The organism is Acaryochloris marina S15 (genome assembly GCF_018336915.1).
Classification (GTDB): Bacteria; Cyanobacteriota; Cyanobacteriia; order Thermosynechococcales; family Thermosynechococcaceae; genus Acaryochloris; species Acaryochloris marina_A.
The window spans coordinates 5,492,635-5,513,455 of sequence record NZ_CP064923.1 but is presented as its reverse complement, the minus strand read 5'-3'; the positions used below and the strand labels follow the sequence as shown (position 1 = coordinate 5,513,455).

The 20,821-nt window shown below is 48.9% G+C and carries 22 protein-coding genes and 1 riboswitch; of the genes, 11 read left to right on the top strand and 11 right to left on the bottom strand.

What is annotated here, in order from left to right; translation table 11 throughout:
• Window positions 1-60 precede the first annotated feature (60 nt).
• Window positions 61-1,263, bottom strand: a complete 1,203-nt coding sequence (locus I1H34_RS25075; protein WP_249369609.1) for an RNA-guided endonuclease InsQ/TnpB family protein — start codon at window positions 1,261-1,263, stop codon at window positions 61-63.
• A 254-nt stretch (window positions 1,264-1,517) separates the two neighbouring features.
• Here I1H34_RS25075 and I1H34_RS25070 point away from each other — a divergent pair, with 254 nt between their 5' ends.
• From I1H34_RS25070 to I1H34_RS25050, 5 genes are all read left to right on the top strand, one after another.
• Window positions 1,518-1,661 (top strand): hypothetical protein, encoded by a 144-nt coding sequence (locus I1H34_RS25070; protein ID WP_212663578.1) that lies wholly within the window; start codon window positions 1,518-1,520, stop codon window positions 1,659-1,661.
• 86 nt (window positions 1,662-1,747) lie between these two features.
• On the top strand, window positions 1,748-3,265 hold the full coding sequence (locus I1H34_RS25065) for an aromatic ring-hydroxylating dioxygenase subunit alpha (protein WP_212666431.1): 1,518 nt from the start codon (window positions 1,748-1,750) through the stop codon (window positions 3,263-3,265).
• Window positions 3,266-3,404: 139 nt separating this feature from the next.
• The gene (locus I1H34_RS25060; RefSeq protein ID WP_212663577.1) at window positions 3,405-4,598 is read left to right on the top strand and encodes a Coenzyme F420 hydrogenase/dehydrogenase, beta subunit C-terminal domain; all 1,194 of its coding nucleotides are present in this window, start codon (window positions 3,405-3,407) and stop codon (window positions 4,596-4,598) included.
• Window positions 4,599-4,604: 6 nt separating this feature from the next.
• Window positions 4,605-5,192: a DUF3611 family protein gene (locus I1H34_RS25055; protein ID WP_212663576.1), complete on the top strand. Its 588-nt coding sequence runs from the start codon at window positions 4,605-4,607 to the stop codon at window positions 5,190-5,192.
• Window positions 5,193-5,195: 3 nt separating this feature from the next.
• A complete protein-coding gene (locus I1H34_RS25050) occupies window positions 5,196-5,585 on the top strand; it encodes a DUF1823 family protein (RefSeq protein ID WP_212663575.1) in 390 nt (129 codons plus the stop codon).
• A 249-nt stretch (window positions 5,586-5,834) separates the two neighbouring features.
• On the opposite strand, the gene I1H34_RS25045 is transcribed toward I1H34_RS25050, so the two are convergent.
• Together I1H34_RS25045 and I1H34_RS25040 are read right to left on the bottom strand one after the other, a co-directional pair.
• A complete protein-coding gene (locus I1H34_RS25045; protein ID WP_212663574.1) occupies window positions 5,835-6,143 on the bottom strand; it encodes a hypothetical protein in 309 nt (102 codons plus the stop codon).
• 131 nt (window positions 6,144-6,274) lie between these two features.
• Window positions 6,275-7,189: a tetratricopeptide repeat protein gene (locus tag I1H34_RS25040; protein ID WP_212663573.1), complete on the bottom strand. Its 915-nt coding sequence runs from the start codon at window positions 7,187-7,189 to the stop codon at window positions 6,275-6,277.
• Window positions 7,190-7,749: 560 nt separating this feature from the next.
• On the opposite strand from I1H34_RS25040, the gene I1H34_RS25035 reads away from it, so the two are divergent.
• The 6 genes from I1H34_RS25035 (at window position 7,750) to I1H34_RS25010 (ending at window position 14,643) form a co-directional block, all read left to right on the top strand.
• Window positions 7,750-8,874 carry a beta-ketoacyl-ACP synthase III gene (locus I1H34_RS25035; protein ID WP_212663572.1) on the top strand — a complete coding sequence of 375 codons (1,125 nt, stop codon included), beginning with the start codon at window positions 7,750-7,752 and terminating at the stop codon, window positions 8,872-8,874.
• Between the two features lie 4 nt (window positions 8,875-8,878).
• Window positions 8,879-9,580 (top strand): iron-containing redox enzyme family protein, encoded by a 702-nt coding sequence (locus I1H34_RS25030; RefSeq protein WP_212663571.1) that lies wholly within the window; start codon window positions 8,879-8,881, stop codon window positions 9,578-9,580.
• Window positions 9,580-10,464: a DUF6999 family protein gene (locus tag I1H34_RS25025; RefSeq protein WP_212663570.1), complete on the top strand. Its 885-nt coding sequence runs from the start codon at window positions 9,580-9,582 to the stop codon at window positions 10,462-10,464. Before I1H34_RS25030 ends, I1H34_RS25025 begins: the two co-directional genes overlap by 1 nt.
• A gap of 53 nt (window positions 10,465-10,517) precedes the next feature.
• The gene (locus tag I1H34_RS25020; protein WP_212663569.1) at window positions 10,518-12,953 is read left to right on the top strand and encodes a serine/threonine-protein kinase; all 2,436 of its coding nucleotides are present in this window, start codon (window positions 10,518-10,520) and stop codon (window positions 12,951-12,953) included.
• Between the two features lie 2 nt (window positions 12,954-12,955).
• Entirely contained in the window at window positions 12,956-14,095 is a 1,140-nt protein-coding gene (locus tag I1H34_RS25015) for an anhydro-N-acetylmuramic acid kinase (RefSeq protein WP_212663568.1), read from the top strand.
• A 62-nt stretch (window positions 14,096-14,157) separates the two neighbouring features.
• Entirely contained in the window at window positions 14,158-14,643 is a 486-nt protein-coding gene (locus I1H34_RS25010) for a hypothetical protein (RefSeq protein WP_212666430.1), read from the top strand.
• Between the two features lie 7 nt (window positions 14,644-14,650).
• On the opposite strand, the gene I1H34_RS25005 is transcribed toward I1H34_RS25010, so the two are convergent.
• From I1H34_RS25005 to I1H34_RS24970, 8 genes are all read right to left on the bottom strand, one after another.
• Complete coding sequence (locus tag I1H34_RS25005) at window positions 14,651-15,427, bottom strand: ABC transporter ATP-binding protein (protein ID WP_212663567.1); 777 nt, start codon at window positions 15,425-15,427, stop codon at window positions 14,651-14,653.
• A gap of 9 nt (window positions 15,428-15,436) precedes the next feature.
• Entirely contained in the window at window positions 15,437-16,282 is an 846-nt protein-coding gene (locus tag I1H34_RS25000; protein WP_212663566.1) for an ABC transporter permease, read from the bottom strand.
• A gap of 68 nt (window positions 16,283-16,350) precedes the next feature.
• The gene (locus I1H34_RS24995) at window positions 16,351-17,379 is read right to left on the bottom strand and encodes an ABC transporter substrate-binding protein (protein WP_212663565.1); all 1,029 of its coding nucleotides are present in this window, start codon (window positions 17,377-17,379) and stop codon (window positions 16,351-16,353) included.
• A gap of 27 nt (window positions 17,380-17,406) precedes the next feature.
• Window positions 17,407-18,105, bottom strand: coding sequence for a hydrogenase nickel incorporation protein HypB (gene hypB / locus I1H34_RS24990; RefSeq protein ID WP_212663564.1), 699 nt, complete (start codon window positions 18,103-18,105; stop codon window positions 17,407-17,409).
• Window positions 18,089-18,469, bottom strand: a complete 381-nt coding sequence (hypA, locus tag I1H34_RS24985) for a hydrogenase maturation nickel metallochaperone HypA (protein WP_212663563.1) — start codon at window positions 18,467-18,469, stop codon at window positions 18,089-18,091. Before hypA ends, hypB begins: the two co-directional genes overlap by 17 nt.
• 3 nt (window positions 18,470-18,472) lie before the next feature.
• The gene (locus tag I1H34_RS24980; protein WP_212663562.1) at window positions 18,473-19,669 is read right to left on the bottom strand and encodes an agmatinase family protein; all 1,197 of its coding nucleotides are present in this window, start codon (window positions 19,667-19,669) and stop codon (window positions 18,473-18,475) included.
• Window positions 19,670-19,819: 150 nt separating this feature from the next.
• Window positions 19,820-19,956: riboswitch (guanidine-I (ykkC/yxkD leader) on the bottom strand.
• A 138-nt stretch (window positions 19,957-20,094) separates the two neighbouring features.
• Window positions 20,095-20,433, bottom strand: coding sequence for a hypothetical protein (locus tag I1H34_RS24975; protein ID WP_249369600.1), 339 nt, complete (start codon window positions 20,431-20,433; stop codon window positions 20,095-20,097).
• A gap of 77 nt (window positions 20,434-20,510) precedes the next feature.
• Window positions 20,511-20,699 carry a hypothetical protein gene (locus I1H34_RS24970; RefSeq protein WP_212663561.1) on the bottom strand — a complete coding sequence of 63 codons (189 nt, stop codon included), beginning with the start codon at window positions 20,697-20,699 and terminating at the stop codon, window positions 20,511-20,513.
• Window positions 20,700-20,821 lie beyond the last annotated feature (122 nt).

The following is a 20,821-nucleotide window of genomic DNA, read 5'->3' as shown; positions in this document are numbered from 1 at the left end:
ACTTTAGGTTGAGGGTGGACAACGAAATAGAGAATAAGCGAGTGTGACTTCTCCCGACGCTCATGCTGACGCATAGAGCGCGGGCTTCTCAAGATTACTCTTGAGTTCTTCAAGCTTCGTTCGGTCTTGTCTAGCATCAGTCTCCTGATACCCCGATAGATCCCGTCCACTTGCAGTTTGAATACCCGATAGACCACGGGCATTGATAACTTGACCACTGGCAACATCTCTAGGCTTTACAGACCCACACTCATGACACTCATGAATCCTCGTACTTAGGTCTTTCTTTACCCTGGCTCCACAGTCAGGGCATTCTTGAGACGTACCATTAGGGTCAACCTTGGCATAGTAAACTCCACGCTTGAAGCAAACCCAAGGCAAAACCACATTCAGGAATTGCCCAAGCCCTGCATCAAGAGTATGTTTGCCCAACAAGCCTTTTGCCATGATTCGGAAGTCCAAATCCTCAGCAAAGATCATCTGAGCTTGGTCACACAAGTGATGAGCCAGCTTAAATTGCCAGTCCAGCCGAGATGCCGCAATTTGTTCATGGACTCGCCCTATTCTCTGAATCAGCTTGGCACGATTATTAGACCGTTTTTGCTTCCGCTTCAAACATCGTTGCAGCAATTCCAGCTTGCGGTGAAGTTTGTCGAAAAAGCGAGGTCTATCAACCTGTTCGCCATCACTGGTACTCAGGAAATAGCTCAGCCCTACGTTTATACCTATGGACCGACCGTGAGGCGGCACCTCTGGGATAGACACATCTGCCACCAAGCACAGGGAGATATACCACCCAGAATGCTTACGAATGACTCGCACTGTCTTAATCGCAAAACCATCTGGTATTTGCCGATGGAAGACAATGGGCATCAGCCCAATTTTGGGCAGCTTAATTTGTCTACCTTGGATGGGGCTGCTCTTGAATTGAGGAAAGAGAAAGGATCGATACTGCCCAAACTTCTTAAAGCGTGGGAAGCCATGACCTCTTTCCTTCATAGATGTAAATGCCCCATCCAGTTGTCCAATGACCTCTTGCAATACTTGAGAATGGACAGCTTTAAGCCAGTTATTCTCTTTCTTTGCGACTGCCAATCCTTTTTTCTGAGCGTAATAGCTAGGGTAAGGGGCATCAGCCGCAACGATATATTCGGACTGCAAAGAGCATCGATCTGCTGGACACTTCCGAGAATTTATCCAGTCTTTACGTTCTCGCAGGGCATAGTTAAAAACCCTGCGGCACGTCTCAAGCCAGCTCAGCATTTGCTGTTCTTGCTCAAAATTTGGGTAGATCCTGTATCGGTAGTTCATTACGAGCATAAGTTGATTTTAACAAATTTAGGGAATGTAGCTTTACTCCCTAGAATATGTTTCCTGCGGTCACGCTCCTTATATTCTGCTTTTGACTGTGAGTGGAACGAAGCGGTCAAAAGCGGGGCTGACGGAGGTCAGCTAAACAAGCCGGAGACAAATCGAGCTCAGTATTCCTCGGATACTTGTCAAAGCTTCTGGGGATTATGATTCGCATTCTTTGGCCATTTGTCAAACCTAGGCCCTTCATTCCCATCCTTCTGGGTTTACTGATGGTGAAGCGAGGTAAGCGGTTCCTCGATTTTAATCCAGATGAGGGACAGGGCCAAAAGGCATGGGTGGGTTGGTGAGCTAGGTGTGAATCGATTAACCCGTTGAACGTTGAGGATTATATTGGGGAGGATAAACCCTAGCTGTGAGCGCAATTGTTAAGACAGTGACGACTCAAAACCGCTTGTCCCTTGATCCCACCCACGATTCATCTCAGCAGGTAGAGACCGCCCCCTCCGTTGCAGAAGCTGAAACCGCTACACCTGAACAATTTCAATGGACACAGCAATGGTATCCAGTGGCAGTGGTTGAGTTTTTGGATCCGAAAAGCCCTCATGCCATTCAGCTATTGGGAAAAGATCTGGTGATTTGGCATGATCAGCAGGGAGAATGGCATTGTTTTGAAGATCGCTGTCCTCATCGCCTTGCACCGCTATCCGAAGGACGGATCGAAGTAGATGGCACTTTGATGTGTGCGTATCATGCCTGGCGATTTGATGGTGAGGGCCACTGCTTAGATATTCCTCAAAGTCTGGATTTAGAGACGGCTAAACAGCATCGAGCCAATCCGCGATCGTGTGCCATCGCCTATCCGACCCAAGTTCAGCAGGGTTTAATTTGGGTGTGGCCAGATAATAGTGAGGCCTCCCAGTCCCTCAGCCAGGAGCGTTCTCCTCGGATTATCCCGGAGCTAGAAGAGTTGCCCGATCGGGCCATTAAGCTGTTTTGGTATGTGCGAGACTTGCCCTATGGCTGGGACTTTTTTATGGAAAATATTGCGGACCCGGCCCATGTCCCTGTCTCCCATCACGGCATTATGGGTAATCGCTATCGGGATGCCAATTATTACGATATGAGTGCGGTGCGAGAAGTCTCGACTCAAGAAGGCTTTGCCTTTAACATCACACCCGTCTCCAATACGATTTTAAGAAAGGCAGTCCACAATTTTCAGCCTCCTTGTCATATGCGGATTGAAACCACTTTTGCGAGAGAGGGGCAAATGATTTTGGCACTCTATGCCAGTCCCACTCGTCCCGGTTGGTGTCGCCACATTGGCTGCCAAGTCTTGATTAAAGATAAGGATGGGAAAGCGCCCCCTGGGTTGGGCTTTTTTGCTTGGCCGATGCCGAAATGGTTAGGCCATGTATTGGCCCCCCTATTCCTCCATCAAGATTTAGTGTTTCTCCACTATCAGGAAAAACGAATTGGGCATCAGGAGCAGGGAAATTGGCTAGAGACGGTCTATACCCCTAATCCCCAAGACAAAATGGTGATTGCCCTGCGGCAGTGGATCAAAACCCGAGCAGGCGGAGGGATTCCCTGGCAATGTGACCCCCAGCTCCCTCCCCCTCAGCGAGATAAAGAACAGCTCTTTGATGTTTGGCACACCCACACTAAAGATTGCCAAGTTTGCCGCCAAGCCTTGAAACGGATTCAACAGCTGAAAATCGTGATGTTGATTAGCGCAGTGGTTTGTTTTGGATTGGGGGTGATGCTGGATGCGCGATCGCAAGCCCTATACGCCATCACTCATTCTGATACTTCTTTATTCTTAATGACTCCCCCGCCTGAGTTTTGGGAGTTAGCGCTTTGCAGTGTGGTGTTAGCGACAGGGGGCTATTTACTCCAGCGCTTTAGCCGCATGTTTTATGTCTATGAATTTGATCATGCCCATAATGATTGACCTCTAAAAATCAGTCATCAAAGGAAAAACTGGGGGGACTTGGGGTGCGGTCCCGAAACTGTTTACAATCGGAATGCGAGATAACCATTCAATTCGGTACTTTGCGCTTGCTTCGGAGTACTGAAACCCTAATTTAACTATGACTGCGGTACAACCCCATAAAAAAGCCAAAGCCCTCAAATCCACGAGTCGCCGACCGGCTAAAGAACTCTGTAGTGAATGTGGTCTTTGCGATACCTACTACATTCACTACGTTAAGGAAGCCTGTGCCTTCTTAAATCAGCAGGTGGCTGAGCTGGAAGAAAAAGCCCATGGCCGCAGCCGTGACTTGGATAACGAAGATGATTGGTACTTCGGGGTCAGCAACCAAATGATGACGGCCCGCAAGGTCGATCCCATTCCGGGGGCGCAATGGACGGGGATTGTCAGCACCATCGGCATGGAACTGCTGAAGCAGGGCAAAGTTGAGGGCGTTGTCTGTATCCAAAATACGGATGAAGATCGATTTCAACCCAAGCCGATTATTGCCCGTACCCCAGAAGAAGTGTTGGCGGCTCGGGTGAATAAGCCCACGCTATCTCCCAATCTCTCGGTGCTAGAGCAGATTGAACAGTCGGGCATGAAGCGCCTCTGTGTGATTGGAGTAGGGTGCCAAACCCAAGCTTTACGGTCGGTTCAGGATAGCTTAGGGCTTGAGAAACTCTATGTGCTGGGGACGCCCTGCGTAGACAACGTGAATCGAGCAGGGTTGCAGACCTTCTTAGACACCACGAGTCGTTCCCCAGAAACGGTTGTCCATTATGAATTTATGCAGGACTTCCGTATCCACTTCAAGCATGAAGATGGGTCGATTGAGATGGTGCCCTTTTTTGGTTTGAAGACCAATAAACTCAAAGACATTTTTGCCCCTTCCTGCATGAGCTGTTTTGACTACACGAATTCCCTGGCGGATCTTGTGGTGGGTTATATGGGTTCTCCCTACGGCTGGCAGTGGATTGTGGTGCGCAACGAGACGGGCCAGGAAATGCTGGATCTGGTGATGGATCAGCTGGAAACCCAGCCTGTAATTTCTGAAGGCGATCGCCATGCGGCGGTGCAAAACAGCATCCCTGCCTATGATAAGGGGGTGACCTTGCCCATGTGGGCGGCGAAACTGATGGGGGTGGTGATCGACAAGATTGGTCCCCGAGGTTTAGAATATGCGCGGTTCTCGATTGATTCGCACTTTACCCGTAACTACCTGTATGTGAAGCGTAACTATCCTGATAAGGTAGATGCCCATGTGCCTGAATACGCCAAGCGCATTGTCAGTCAATATGACTTACCGGACTAAATCTGCATGACCCGACCGTCTGACGCTCTATCCCGGTCGCCCAATCTTAAGAATTTGGGTGGTGCATTCCGCATTGTGGGCTGGATTAGTTTCTGGATCAAGGCGGTGTTAGGCATCATCTCGGGAGTAACGGTTCTATTTGCCTTTTTCAGTCGTGCTAGTAATCCGAATCAGGCGGGCAATACGATCAGCGGATTAGGACTGTTATTTACGGTGACCGGAATTTTGCTCTTGGGTGTGAGCGTTTTCTGGAGTTTTCGCTATACCCGCTGGGGCCGTCGTTTTTTAGCGCCTTCTAGTGAAAATGCCCCCTCTAAAGCAGCTACCCTGAGATTGCTGAAAATGGTCCTGCTGACGGATCTCATTGGCATTTTAGTGACGGTGATTGGGGGTGAATGGTTTGTCGGTGCGATTATTGGCAAGGCCATTTCTCAGGGGGTCGCAGTGTTTAGCCTGAACCCCAACCAACTGGTGGAACCGATCGATCTATTTGTGATTCAAGCTTGTATTAATACGATTGCTGGGCAGTTTGCAGGTGTGGTTGCGTCTCTGTGGCTGCTTCAGCGTACGACACAACAGCGCCCAACAGGATAATCTATGGCTGTGACAGAACCTGACTTGCCGGGATTAACATCAGAGGTCTTCTGGGCCATCTTGGAAGATAAGATTCCTGATGAAACAGTCAATCAGATGCTCTGGTATCACTTGGGCTATCGCTATGATCAAGCCTCTCAGACATGGGATATCTCACAAGTCGATGAAGTGTGGACCGAAGCCTACCCAGATCCCCCAGATTTTATTGGGAGTCGTCCTGCCACCATTAAAATCACTCGCTCCATTCCCAAAGAGAACAAGCAGTTGTTGAAAGAAGAGCTTGGCTTTGGTGGGTACACCATCGATGAGCTAAACCCTCGCCGTACCCGACGGGCAACTGCAGTGAACTGGTTCTTGAATTATCTGAAGCAGTCTGCAGCCTCAAATGCTTGATGAGTCGGGATGCTAGCAAATATAGAACGTTTAAAGAGTGAGATTCTGAATGAGATCTCAAAAGATGGTCACTGATTGAGGAGAATAAAACCTACTACCAAGACATGTCTTAGTAGTAGGGAGTTAATGAAGATGGATTCAGTGACTTTCACTATGGAAAATCACTTGCACTCCAAAATGGGCCGTTATAGAAAGCGACCCTTCAGTATCTTCAGGTATATCAACCTTTCATCCTCAATGTCATAAGCATTAGTTCGAAAGATGGGCTGCACCATTTGGACCACGAGTGATGATTTTTGGACTTTCGGAAGACCGGGTAGTGGTGTCGCGCACTGATTTAGTTTGGGCAATGTGGGCTGCACCATTCGGCCCCTTAGTTGTCACTGAGAAACTGGGAGCGTTCGAATGTCTCGAAGCGTTTTCCACTTTGACTTGATGGGCAGCAAAATTAGGGCCACGGGTGAGGGTTGTTTCGGCCAGCGTTGGTGAAGTAAAGCCAATGCTGTGGAGAGTAAGACTGGTTAATACCGATAATGCGGTGCGAGTAGTACGTTTCATGTCTGTGTTCCAACTTCATTGCCTCTAATGTACGAGAGGTATCTGAAGCTGGAATGATGACTATCTGGGTAAATTCATCTGATCTACTGAATAGTCCATGAAAGTTTTATAAGAATTATGAGAACTGAAGATTAAATCGAAATCAGCTTTTGAAAGGTGGGTTGTTGATGCAAGACTTGTAAGTCGGGATCATTGCTAGCCAATTCACGAATGGCCTCTGGATTGAGGTTCATGGCTTGTTCAAGGCTAGAAATTGCTTGATCTAGCTGTTGATGATGGGCGTGGCAGCAAGCTTTGTTGTACCAAACTTGATCATCCTTCGCATTCAGTTTGATCGCTTTTTCATGGGTGGTAATGGCTTCTTCATATTGCTGAAGTTGGAGCAGGGCTAACCCCTTAGCAGCCCATACTTCGGCCTCCTTTTCATCAATCGATAAGGCCTTATCAAAAGATTTCAAGGCTTGGGCATAGTTTTGACATTGATTGAAGGCTAAGCCGCGTCGGAACCAAGCTTGATGAAGGCTTGAGTCTAGATTGAGGGCTTGATCGTAACTTGCGATCGCATCTTCGTATTGTCCTAACCAAGACAGGGCAATGCCACGGTCGTACCAAATCAGTGCCCGATCGGGATCCTTCTTTAGGGCTTGTTCATAGCTGTTGATGGCTTCTTCATAGCGATCGAGCTGGGCGAGCAATGTGCCATAGAAATACCAATCTTGGGAGGGGGCGCTGCCCAAATGAAGAGCCTGCTCATAGCTACTCACCGCTTCTTCGTATAGACCCAATTGGCAAAAGGCTAAAGACCGATTGTGCCAACTATCTAAATGATTAGGGCGATGGGCCAAGGCCCGATCGAAGCTACGAATCGCTTCTTGATACCGTTTTAGTTCAACTTGGACGCAACCTCGCCCAAACCATACTTCGTTATTATCTTTTCCATGGGCGATAGCCTGATCAAACTCAGCTAAACTCGCTTCCAGGTTTTCAGAAGGTGTGGCATGGTTAGGTGGCTGAGGCTGACGAAATAATCTTTGAAAAAACACCACTGCAAAACTTACATCTCGAAAGAGGACGTGACTCTATTGCTGAAAAAAGCGATGGCCTACTGCAACTCAATGCAGGCTCCCCCGACCGCTGAGATCGCAAGCTAAACTTGCTATTCACTGTATGCTGGGACACGACTAAGACAGACAATTGCTGCAAATAGCCTGGATATCAAATCTCCATCAACACCGATGACTGTAGTGTGCCCATTTTGATCTAAAACTTATAGGCTTTAATCGGTAAATCTGTTAACAAGTATGGATTTGACCGTTTGCTAGAGAAATTAGCCGATTGACTGTATTTCACCATCTTTTGACAATACAACAGCCCATGAGGTCATAAATGTAGCGAGTAGTACCAATGACTTGCCTAAAGTCTGGTAGAGGCAATGTCTTAATATCTTTAGTTTACTGCTCTCAGGCACATGCAAGGTCTAGAGCCAATGTATTCAATTCTTTGGCTTATAGTCAACCAGAGAAGCGCTATGATTCAGCTGTAGATGCTGCGAACGCATCGACGATGAACCGGTCACCTGTGACTGACTCCTGAGTCAGCGTTGCCCATGTCTCCTTGCCAAGAGGTTTACATCACTGGAGTCGGCAAATTTTTGCCAGGAGAGCCCGTTGCCAACGCGGATATGGCGGCGTACATCGGCAGTATTAGTAAGCGTAGCTCAACCCTAGGATCCGCTATCTTGCGCAAAAATGGGATTAAGCAGCGCTTCTACGCCCTAGATACAGCAGGTGGCTACCGATATACCAACGCAGGGATGGCGGCGAATGCCATTCATGATGCTCTTAAACAAGCTCGTTGCCAGCCCGAACAGGTGGATCTGCTAGCAACGAGTACCACCCAAGGGGATTATCTGGTGCCAGGGTTTGCGAGTGCAGTCCATGGTGAGCTAGGTATTCCACCGCTAGCAATTTTTTCATTTCAGAGTGTTTGTGCCAGCAGTCTGATGGCGGTTAAAAATGCCTGGCTCAATGTCAAAGTGAGCGAGTCTCAGCTGGCAGTCGCGAGCGGGAGTGAATTTGCGAGCCGCTGGTTTCGCCCTAAGGTCTATCAGCCTTTTTACGATCAAGATGCCAGGCCCGATCCACAAATCGAGTTCTTGCGATGGACCCTCTCCGATGGGGCAGGAGCTGTAGTCTTAGAGCCCAATCCTAAGCCCGATGGAGTGTCCTTGCGGATTGATTGGATTCAGTTTAAGTCCTTTGCCGACCGGTTCCCACCCTGTATGTATGCCGGGGCTAAAAGCAATACGGACGATCTGGGATGGGGGTTATATGAATCTCCCCAGGCGGCCTATGAAGCGGGTGCCATTGCCCTTAAGCAAGACTTTGATATTCTCTACGCCATGTTTCCGGTTTGGGTTGGCTACTATCTGGAGCTGCTAGAGAAATACGATCTGGATCCCAATGCCATCGATTATTTTTTACCCCATTATTCTTCCCACTCCCTAGGCGAAGAGATGAAGCGATTGCTGCTTCGCACAGGAGCCATGATTGCGGAAGAAAAATGGTTCAATAACCTAGAACGCTATGGCAATACCGGGACGGCCTCCATCTTTATCATGCTAGAGGAGCTGGTTCAGCAACAGTCTTTGCAGCCTGGACAACGGATCCTCTGCTTTGTACCCGAAAGTGGGCGCTGTATTGCGGCCTTTATGCATTTAACAGTGGTGTAATTTCATGCAAACCCAACCTCGACTTCACAGCAACGTCACCCAGTCCCAGCGAGTGCTGCGCCAGTTAACGATGGTATGGGCCGATTTTGAAAGTCGGTTGTTAAAAGTACCGATTGTCGCCCGAGCAATGCAGCAGCAGCTCAGGCTAGCAGATTATCTCACCTTAATTAGCGATCATTACCAGCAGGTGGTGGAAGGCAGCGGCTGGATTAGCCGAGCAGCCTCTTCGATTACAGCGCCATATCTGGACCAGCGTTCTGTCTTTATCCGCCATGCGGCCACAGAACATCTTGACTATCAAATGCTGGAGAAAAGTTATCTAGCCTCCGGGGGCCAAAAAGCCGAATTGATAGGGGCGCACAAAAATATTGGGTCCGAAGCGCTTTCAGCCTGGATGTATCAACGGGCATCTCAGCCCAACCCCTTCGATCTGTTGGGGGCCATGTTTGTGATCGAGGGCTTAGGAAAGCGGTTCGCCCAAACCTTTGCCAATGCCTTAGACGAAAACCCCTTAATCACCGATCCAGATCAGCTAGAGTTCTATCGCTATCATGCAGCCCATGATGAAGATCATCTGCAAGAACTCGAAGATCTGCTGGCTAGCTCAATTTTGGATATAACAGGAATGGATGAGGCGATTGTCCGCACCGCCAAAGTTACCGCTCGGTTATATCTCTTACAGCTAGAAGAACTAGGACATTATTGATGAGTTGGCAGACAGAGTTTGATCAACAAATCATTAATATCAAAGACCCCAATCCTTGGCTGGCGCTCTATTTGGATGCCAGTTTGCCCCTTCACGATGAATCTAAGCGGGCATTGCTGAGGGGCCACAACAGCCGCTCCCGCCGGATCTTTTTGCCCTTTGTGCGCCCGTTGGCCAAGCTGATGATTGTGGTGGTGAAGCTACTACGAATCGTGATCCCCGAATGGTTAAGCTCGTCTCGGCTGCTGCATCAGCTTATTTATTGGGGGTTGAAGTACTTTGTGACCCCCGATAGTAATTATCTGATTTTGCGGCATTTCGTGATTGGGACGGAGATTCTCAAGTTTATTGCCGATAATGCTGGGGTCGAGATTACGTCTACCCAATCCTTGCGCCCCACCTGCTTAGAAGATTTGAAGGCCAATACCTTCCTGATTCACGATTTGAATATTTACAACTTTATTATTGAGTTGAATCAAAAGCTCAAGGCTGAGAATCGGACGCTAGAGGCCCCTCAAAGCCTCAACTTTGACGCGATTACGGATGGAGAATTTGAGATCAATCCTGGATGCCAACGATGGACTAATTTTGTGGATTTGCAATCTGCCATTGAGGCGTATACACCAGTCTATGCTTTGTTTTTATCCGATCATGATTTTTGGCGGGCCACCAATTCGTTGCAGCTAGATGAAACCATCGCCATTTACATTAGCAAGTTGTTACAAGATCCGACGGCCTTGAGCTTAGTCAACAATCGTCATCCCTGTATTCCGTTAATTACGCTGCATGCTGGCTTTCGGCTGATGCTCCACGGTATGGATGCTGAAATCTTGCATGGCTATTTACGGCAACAGAAGCGAATGCAGGTTACCCTATCGGCATGAGGGTAAAGGGTTTATCTCGCTTGTTCAGGCGAATACAGCACATCACAGAATAAATGGTAGGACTTGTTAATGGCCGATATCGTATCCTCAAGGCATTAAATGAAGGGGGATTCGGTAAAACCTTCTTAGCTGAAGATGAGCAAATGCCATCTCGGCGATTTTGTGTGATTAAACAGCTCAAACCTGTGCTTAACAATGATCGGGTGCAGAAAATTGTTTTAGAACGATTTCAGCGAGAAGCGGCCATCTTAGAACGAATTGGCCAAGGGCATCCTCAAATTCCCGATCTATTTGCTTACTTTGAAGAAACTGGGCAATTTAATTTGGTGCAGGAATGGATTGAAGGCCAGACCCTCACGGAAATTGTCACCGCCCAAGGCTCACTGAATGAAGCAGAGGTGATCAAGCTGCTTTATCAGATTATCAATGTGCTCAATTACATTCATGGCCACAACATTATTCACCGAGATATTAAACCCGACAATATTATTGTTCGTAATGCTGATCAACAGCCTTGTCTGATTGATTTTGGTGCCGTCAAGGAAGTGATGGCTACCCAAATCAATGCTCAAGGACAGCCCAGTCGCTCGATTGTAATTGGCACCCTTGGCTTTATGCCCAGAGAGCAGGCAGCGGGGCGACCTACGTTTGCCAGCGATCTATATAGTTTGGGTTTAACGGCGATTTATTTGCTGACGGGCAAGTTCCCCGATCAGTTTGAAACGGATAGTGCGACGGGACGATTGCTGTGGAAGCAGGATTGCCAGCATCTGAGCTCCCCCTTTAGAAGTTTGCTGGATCAACTGGTTAAACCCCATCCGAAACATCGGTTTGCCACGGTGGCAGCTATGCGAACGGCATTACAGTCTGTGGCTCAAGCCAGCACGGTGCTCTCCCATCCCTCGGCTGAAGATGAAGTTGCTCCTGCAGCCCCTTCACCTCCGCCAGCAGTCCCTGAGCCCTCTCCGGCTGAGCCTGCGCTCCAGACCCAGCAGCCTAAACGGCGGTTGAAGTGGATTGGGTTAGGGGTGGGTGGCGTTGCGATCGCATCCACAAGTCTCTTTTTTCTCTTCCGTCCCCAATGGCATTATTTCTGGGGTCAGCAGGCGGCCCAATCGGGGAACTGGCGGTCTGCCACGGAGAATTTTGAACAGGCCTTAGCGCTAAAAGATGATTACACCGAAGCAGCGCTTAAATTAGGCGAAACCTATGGTGAGATTGGAAAATACCCGGACGCCATCGCCCAGTTCGATACCTTGTTAGAGCAGCAGCCAGAAACCGCAGCGGCCTATCGAGAACGAGGCGAAATTCACTTTGCCACTGGGGAATACCAAACTGCGATCGCAGACTATAACGAAGCCCTTTCTCTCGACTCCAAGGATGCGGAAACTTATAACCATCGGGGAGATGCCCAGGTAGAAATGGGTAAGTATGAGGAGGCCATTGCCGATTATCGTCAAGCCATTCGTCTCCAACCCAACCAGGCCCAAGGCTATCTCAATTTAGGCTCTGTATTTTTTGTCCAGGGGAAGCTGGAAGCGGCGGTCAAAGAACTAGATAAGGCTATCCAAGCGGATGCCAATCATTTATCAGCCCATGTGAACCGAGGTAGCTATCGTTCGGTTCTGGGGGACCAAGATGGAGCAGAACAAGACTGGGAACGCGCCCTAGAACTGTCAGTACGAACGGCGAAAGACTATACGAGTCGGGGCTATGCCAACTCTAGGTTGAATCAAAAACAAGATGCGATCGCAGATTACAATCAGGCTCTGAGCATTAACCCTCAGCTCACCCGTGCCCATACCAATCTGGGAGGTGTCTTCTATGAACAGGGTGAAATCGAGCAAGCTCGTAAATCCTTTGATCAGGCTCTAAAGATTAATCCCAACTCTACCAACGCCTATTTGCTGAGGGGTGAACTGCGTGCCTACCAAGGTCAGCCAGCGGATTTTGAAGGTGCACTCAAAGATTATGATCGCGCCATTGCCATTAATCCTAAAGATCCCTTTGTCCTCAATAATCGTTGTGGGGCCTTATTTTCCCTCAATGAACTACAGCGCGCCCTCGAAGACTGCAACAAAGGCTTAGGGATTAACCCCAGCAGTGCTGCCCTACATACGGTGCGGGGCAATATTTATCTGCGATTAAAGCAGTATGAAAAGGCGATCCAAGACTATGGGCGCACGATCAAAATTAATGACACTCGCAACAGTGAGGTGCGGAGTCAAGCGGCTTACTCTAACCGTGCCAGTGCCAAGATCCAGCTCAAAGATTTAGATGGGGCTTTAAGCGATCTCAGTGATGCCCTGCGAATTAAGCCAGATGCGGCTGAAGATTACTATAAACGGGGCTTGCTTTATTCGGTGCAAAACAAACGCAAGGAAGCCATTGCGGATCTAAAAAAAGCAGCCGATCTCTATGCTGCACAAGGCCGAACGGGGAGTTACAACGACGTTCTCAGTGTTCTACGTTCTTTGGGAGAAGGGTAAGCATGCGTGTAATTGGTTTGATGAGCGGTACCTCCGTTGATGGCATTGATGCCGCCCTCGTTGATATTTCCGGCCAGGAACTAGACTTACAGGTCGATCTGATTGCGTCCCAGACCTATCCCTATCCCGATGCCCTCCGAGATCAAATTCTAGCGGTTTGCGCGGGACAGCCTTTGAGTATCGAAGAGGTGGCAGTACTGGATGATGGGATCGCAACTCAATTTTCTCAAGCGGCCCAAGCCATTCAGGCAGATGCAACGCCGACCGCCGAACTGATTGGGTCCCACGGCCAAACCGTGTTCCATCGTCCCCCGCAAGACAATCTGGGCTATACCCTCCAATTGGGGCGGGGAGCTGTGATTGCCTATCAAACCAGCATCAATACGGTCAGTAATTTTCGCGTCGCTGATATGGCAGCAGGCGGTCAGGGCGCTCCCCTCGTCTCCAAACTGGATATTTGTTTACTCAGCCATCCCGAGTTCTACCGCTGTGTGCAAAATGTGGGCGGTATTGGCAACGTTACCTATCTGCCCCCCTTAGCGGATGGGAACCAACTGGGGGTCGGTGTCAAAGGCTGGGACACAGGCCCTGCCAATGTTTTGATGGATTTGGCTGTTGCTCACTTTTCTAAAGGAGAACTGACCTACGATGCCGATGGGGCCTGGGCTGCCCAGGGGACGCCTTGTCAGCCCCTGATTGAGGAATGGCTGCGGCATCCTTTTTTCCTAGAGCCACCTCCTAAATCTACGGGGCGAGAGTTGTTTAGCCCCGATTATTTGCAGACCTGTTTACAAACAGCGGCACTCTATCAGCTCAGTCCAGCCGATATGCTCGCTACCCTGACGGACTTTACGGCAGCAACCATCGTTTACAACTACGACCAGTTTTTGCCCCATCCGCCTGATCAGGTGGTTCTGTGTGGGGGCGGTAGTCGTAATGGGTATTTACGGCAGTGCCTGCAACAGCGTGTGGGGAGTAGCCCCGTGCTGACAGCGGATGATTTAGGGTTGAGTGCTGATGCCAAAGAAGCGATCGCATTTGCGGTATTGGCCTATTGGCGGCAGCTGAAAATCCCTGGTAATGTCCCCACAGTGACCGGGGCAAAAGGCCCTGTTCTCTTGGGAGAATTACACCTCGTCTGATCCAGACGATTGACCCAATGGGCATCCTAAGAGAAGGACAAAGATTCACCTACATTAACGAAATGCCAGAGAAAAAAGGCGCTGCGGCTCACACCTTCTTATTAGATGCGGGCCGATGGACTTTCAAAGGGACTTGGATGGAACGTAACCAAGATCCCGTTGCCATCCATGGCCGCACCCTGGTGGCATGGAACTGTGATAGCTGGTTTACCATGGCGACCAAGCTTTTGTTTCCTGAAGAGTCGGCGGTGGCCCGTCAAGGTACCTCAGAAATTATCATGCAGTATCGGGGACGTTTAGGCAGTAACGACCAGCGGTATACTTACGTCCTCAAACATAGCCAATTGGGCCAAGTAGAAGGGGAAGGCTGGATTGGTCCCGAATCTATTGTCCAGCGGTTTTGGGTATTAGGCGATCGCGATCGCCGTAGTGGTTTTGAAACGATTCATCGCATTGCCGATAATAGCTATCGTTTATCGAGCGGCATGATGAGCGAGCATTATCTTCTCAATACGATGGAAGCCACCCTAGAGCGGCAACCTGGATAGTTGAGCCTTACTCTATCACTGGATGGAGTTCTGGGGTTTCCCGCAACAGATCCATGATTTCATCTCGATAGTCTTGAAATAAGGGCTGACGTTTGACGGCGTAAGTCCGTTCCGTCGGTAGGTTAATCGAGATCTCTCGCTGGACCGAACCAGGGCGAGCCGTGAGCACGTAAATGCGCTGTGACAGGAAAATAGCTTCGTCTACGTCATGGGTAATCATTAAGATGCTGGTGCCGGTTCGTCGCCATAAATTCAGCAAAAACTGCTGCATGGTTTCTTTCGTTTGCACATCCAATGCTCCGAACGGCTCATCCATCAGTAATACTTTGGGTTGTGAGGCCAATGCTCGGGCAATGGCAACTCGCTGCTTCATCCCCCCTGACAACTCTCTGGGATAAGCATCGGCAAACTGGGTCAATCCCACCACATCTAGATATTCAGCCACCCGCTTAGCGCGCAGGGGCTTAGCAACCCCCTGCAGTTTTAAGCCAAATCCCACATTTTTGGCAACTGTCAACCAGGGATAGAGGGTGTAACTTTGAAACACCATGCCGCGATCGGCACCCGGACCAATCACGGGCTGACCATCGACCATGATTTTGCCTGAGGTAGAGGCGTCTAGCCCCGCTATCATACGTAGAAGTGTGGTTTTGCCAGATCCTGATGCCCCTACAGCACAGACAAACTCTCCCGTCTCCACGTGCAGATTAATATCTTTGAGAACGAGCAGTTTCCCCTGGCGAGTCGAGAAATGCTTATACAGATGGGAAACTTCTAAGTGCATAGTGATGAGTTAGTCGATTGCCCAGGGAGAGACAGCACGTTGTAGCCAGCGGAATAATAAATCTAGACCAAACCCAATCAGTCCCAACACAATGAGGCAGGCAAAAATAGTATCAGTCCTGAAAAACTGTTCAGCTATGGCAATGCGTTTCCCTAAGCCTTCTTCTGCAGCAATTAATTCAGCAACCACGACTAAATTCCAAGAGGCTGCCATATTGACACGAAAGGCATCCAGAATATTGGGAATCACATAGGGAGTAATCACCTGGAAGAGCACTTGGTGACGTCTTCCCCCTAGGGTATAAGTTGTTTCCAGCAATTCCTTGGGAATAAACTTGACGGCATCCATCACCATCAAGATGTTGAAAAACACCGTACCGATAAAAATGAGGGCGATTTTGGGTCGTTCATCTACCCCTAAATAGATCAGTAACAGGGGCGTAAAGGCGGGCGCTGGCATATAACGAACAATGCCCATAATCGGTTCCAATAAGGACCGAATACTGGTAAATGTCCCCATCGCTATGCCAACAGGCGCAGAAACAATTGCAGCGAGTAGAAAACCTACCCCAACCCTAAAGCAGCTCATCAACGTATCATGGACGAGCAAGCCATCAGAGTAGAGATCGCGTAAGGCTTGACCCACTTGGGTAGGAGATGGCAAGAAGTCGGAATTAACGACTCCAGTGCTAGCGATTCCCCACCAAAGTCCGAAGGGAAGAACGATGGAAGTCACCATTAAGGCCCACTTGAGATTCCCTGGAATGTCCTCAGCAATACGCCAAAAAATAGTGGGTTTTAATCCACCAGACTGATGGTTCGGTTGGGGTGGGGGAACTGACGAGTTGGAGGTCATAATCGCTGCAGAGACACATGACTAATCTGGTATTCCTGGAGCGAACTAGCTCCAGGAATAGAAGGGAACTATGCTTGCTTGGCTTGATAGGCCTTAACAAACTGGTCATCCAGCACTTGGGTTAAATCCGGTGCTTCTTTAATGAATTCGACATCCACCATAAACTTAGCCATCCGTTTGGCAGCAAAGGGCATATGCTTCATGTCTTCACCATCCGAAAATGCTTCCAGATTATCTTCTAGGGAGAAGAAGCGCGTTCCTTCTTTGAATTGCTTCATCTCTTCCAGAGAGACCCCGGCCCGCTTCGCCATAATTTCATCAGCCTTTTGGGGATTTTTATCTATGAAGGCTAAGATATCAAACCAAGTATCTACCAGGGCCTGCACTTGATCGGGGCGATTATCCACTAAATCTTGGGTCACCACGAGCAAGTCTGGAATGGCACCCGGAAACTCTTTGGACGAGATCAGCTCTTTACTGCCTTCCCGCTTTAACGCTGTTGCCCAGAACGGGGGAAATGCCCCGACTGCATCCACTTTACCTGCCACAAAAGCAGTCACGGCCTTACCCGTTTCCAAGCCCACGATCTCCACATCGTCTCGCTTCATGCCGTTTTCTTCCAAGGCTAAGGTCAACAAAAAGTCGTCCACTACTCCTTCTTCAACGGCAACTTTCTTACCTTTCAAGTCTTGAATACTATTAATATCGGCCGTAACGATAATCTTGTCATTACCAGCAGAGTTGTCATTGACTAGGACCGCGACTTCTCCCTTGGTGGCACTGCCGGCAAAGGAAATCGTATCGTTGAGGGTTTGGCAATTGCCGTCTAATTGACCCGCTGCCAGGGCTTCCATTGAAGTGGTGTAATTATCAAACCATTTGAGTTTGATATTGGCCTTATTTTTTTCAAATAGCCCTTCTTGCTCGGCAATGGCCCAAGGCCACCAACCCGCCCAGTTACTGTAACCAATCACAACTGGCTCCCCTGAGCCGACAGAAGAGTCGGTTGTCGTCTCGGGTGAGGAGCTACAGCTGACGGTCAGCAGCAAACTGCAGAAAAATACCAAACATAAGGATAGAAAATTTCTTCGCTTCATAGAAGTCTTTTACCTGCTTACAAACAACTAATGACGACCGACTGCAGTCCGACTCGGCTGGGCGACCTGTTGACGCACCCATTCATACCATTCAGCAAGCCCTGCTCCTGTTTGTGCAGATACCGGAATAATCGTGGCATGGGGATTGAGCTGACGGACATTCTGGCTGATTTGCTCAATGTCAATATTGAGATAGGGAACTAAATCTATCTTGGTCACCAATAAACAATCGGCTGCTTGAAACATCACGGGATATTTCAGCGGCTTATCTTCCCCCTCTGTCACGCTGAGTAGGGCCACTTTGGCATGCTCTCCTACTTCAAACTCTGCCGGACATACGAGGTTCCCGACATTCTCTACCAGCACTAAATCCAGTTCACTAGGATTAGTGCAATGCTCCAATTGGTGGATGCCACCCGCGACCATCTTGGCGTCAAGGTGACAGGATCGCCCGGTGTTAATGGCCACCACGGGGACATCGTAAGCCCGTAATCGATCGGCATCCAATTCGGTGGTCATGTCGCCTTCGATGACGGCCAGTTTGAGTTCTGGGCTGAGAGCCGCTAGGGTTTTCTCCAACAGCACCGTTTTTCCTGCACCAGGGCTGCTCATAATGTTGAAACAGGTCACCCCCCATTCATCAAAATGTGCTTGGTTGTGATTGGCCCCTTCTTGATTGGCATGTAAGAGGTTAATGCCTAGGGCGGCGTCAACAGTTTGGTGCATAAGCTTGGGCTGAATCAGAACAATATTCGATATGGTCAATTTTGAGTTCGCGACCGGACCGGATGTCTTCCATCGGCGTTCCACAGTCAGGACAGGAATACTGCAAGCCGATGGCTGGGGAATATTCTTTTTGGCAGGGGTGACAAAAGGCGATTAAAGGCGTTTCTCGAATCACCAGTTCTGTCCCGGCTAAGAAAGTGTCACGGGTTTGAACTTCATAGGCGAACTGCAAGCTGACGGGTTCAACACAGGTAAACCGACCGACAACCAAATGAATTTTGGTGATTTTTGGATCTTCGGGTTGGGAGTCGTACCAATCTTTGACCGTCATGATCAGGGCCTTGGTCATGTCTGTTTCATGCATGGCCTAAACCCACTCAGAACCCACTGCCATATTGGCTTCAGGGTGAATATAGTCGGGTGTTTGCTGACGGGGCAGTTGTCCAGAGAGAACCAGATGGGCCATGGTATCGCAGATCACCCGCGTGGCCATCAGAGAGGTCATATCGCTGACGTCATAGGGGGGCGAAACTTCGACAATTTCCAGGCCACAGACGGGCGCTTGTCGAATGATTTTACCGAGCATATAGAGCGCTTCTCGGGGCATGAGACCACCGGGTTCTGGCCAGCCGGTACCGGGGACAAATCCGGCATCAATACAGTCAATGTCGAAACTGATATACACACAGTCTGTGCCGTCCAAGGCTCTTTCTAGGGCGAAGTCAACGGCAGCATCTAGACCCATTTCGGTAATGTCAGTGACGGTCAAGATATTAGTGGCTCGCTCTCGGCAGACCTTGACCCCTTGGCGAGGCACTTGCCAACCACCGATGCCTAGCTGTACCAGGTTTTTAGCGGGAGCGTTATCCATGTTGGTGGCATGAAACCAAGGACAGGTATGCATGCGCTCATCTAGGTCGGTTTCTTGGGTATCCACATGGCGATCGAAGTGGATGATACCGACTTTCTTATCTCCCAAATGGCGGCAGACGCCGCGAACGGTGGGGAATCCAATGGAGTGATCACCTCCTAAAATAATGGGAAAAGCCCCAGAACTGAAGATATGGGCTATTCCTTTAGAGATTTGGTCAAAGGATTTTTCGTTGTTGGCGGGGATAGTGAAGATATCGCCCACGTCACAGAGGGTAATCTGCTCCCGCAAATCGATGCCCATCTCGAAATTGTAGGGGGTATAGAGGGCTGAAATCCGACGAATGCCCTGAGGACCGAAGCGTGTGCCGGGACGATAGGTGGTGCCTGAGTCATGGGGAACGCCCACAACAGCAATATCGTACTCACCGACTTTACGCACATCTTCTAGGTAAGGCGCTTTGAGAAAGGTGTTGATACCTGCATAGTGGGGCAGTTCTCCTCGTGAGAAGGTAGGAATGCTGCGATCCCGGATGCTAGCTGCTGCTTCTAAGCCCAGTTCTAATCCTCGATCGACTTCTTGTTGCCAGCCTGTGAGGGGGAGTTGTGCTTCTTTTTCTAAGGCACGATTGGCCTCGGTGGAAGAAAAATCAGGATTAGAGTTTGGAGGACCAAAGGTCGGATTTTCAGCCATAATATCGAGAAAATGTGTTTTTTACTTCGTCAAGCTAATTTCTTTATTGATGTTGTTTCTCCTTCGTCATTTTAGAGGAAGATGAGCCCTGTCCATTTAAAACACAAAACCCGCGGAGACAACCATTAACGGATACGGCGTTAATGTTCATTCTCCCGGGCTTTTATCCCTCCGTGTCACTCACTGCCAACCGGTATAAAACAGGTATGAAAGCAGCTAGCTGTTTCTCTTGGACCAGGCATTTAAGTAAGGACGGAACTCAAATCGGAACCCTAGAAACAAGTATTTTTTAAGGAATTATTGTTTTTTGATGAATAGAGTATGTATACAAGAAATATCAAGTCTATCGGTTGATTGTTGTATTGGTGGATACAAAAAAATGAACCTTAGAAAGCACAAGTCTTAACAGGTATGAATTAACTGACTTAAGGAGAGATTAAGACTGAATGAGTGAGGCGATAATGGTCTTGACTCCACTGATTTCCTTGGCAGCGTAGTCGAACTAACTGCTTCCATCCTCCTACCCAAAGATTGCCCTTCTGGTCAATCAGGAGATCTCGCATATAGCTCAACGCTGACAGATCAATGAAAGTAGGGTTTGCTTGTCCAGGTTCTAGAATGGAAAGCCCTGACGTGTAGTGCAAAAAATAGGTGTGGTGTTGGTCGGTTGCGATCGCAGATCCCATACCTGCAACATCTGTCATCGGTTGGAAGGTTTGGGGCTTCCAAGTTTTTTGGGTCGTTGTGATCTGGATTGTTGACAAATCTTAACTGACATGTCATCTCACTCTAACGTTACTCGTATATGACCTGGATGTGACTCGCAGAGCAAGAAGAGAGTTTACAGGCTACTTAATAACTTGTTTAGTTCGTAAATCCAACCGTAGTAGTCATCGGCCAGGGCTTCGCGGTCCTGATGAATTTGAGCCTGGATTAAAGTCACCAATTCTTGGGCGCGATCGCAATTATGCGGCTGAACTTTGGACCAATCTGGATTATGTGCAAATCGTTCTGCTAGAACCACAGACATGGCTTGTTTCTCCCTACGGTGTGATTTAGGATCGACACCCAACTGTGACAATCTCTGCGGAACCGGTGTACAGGTTTGCTATCCAGCATGTTAGTTACAGCCTTTGCTAGCAGTGACTATAG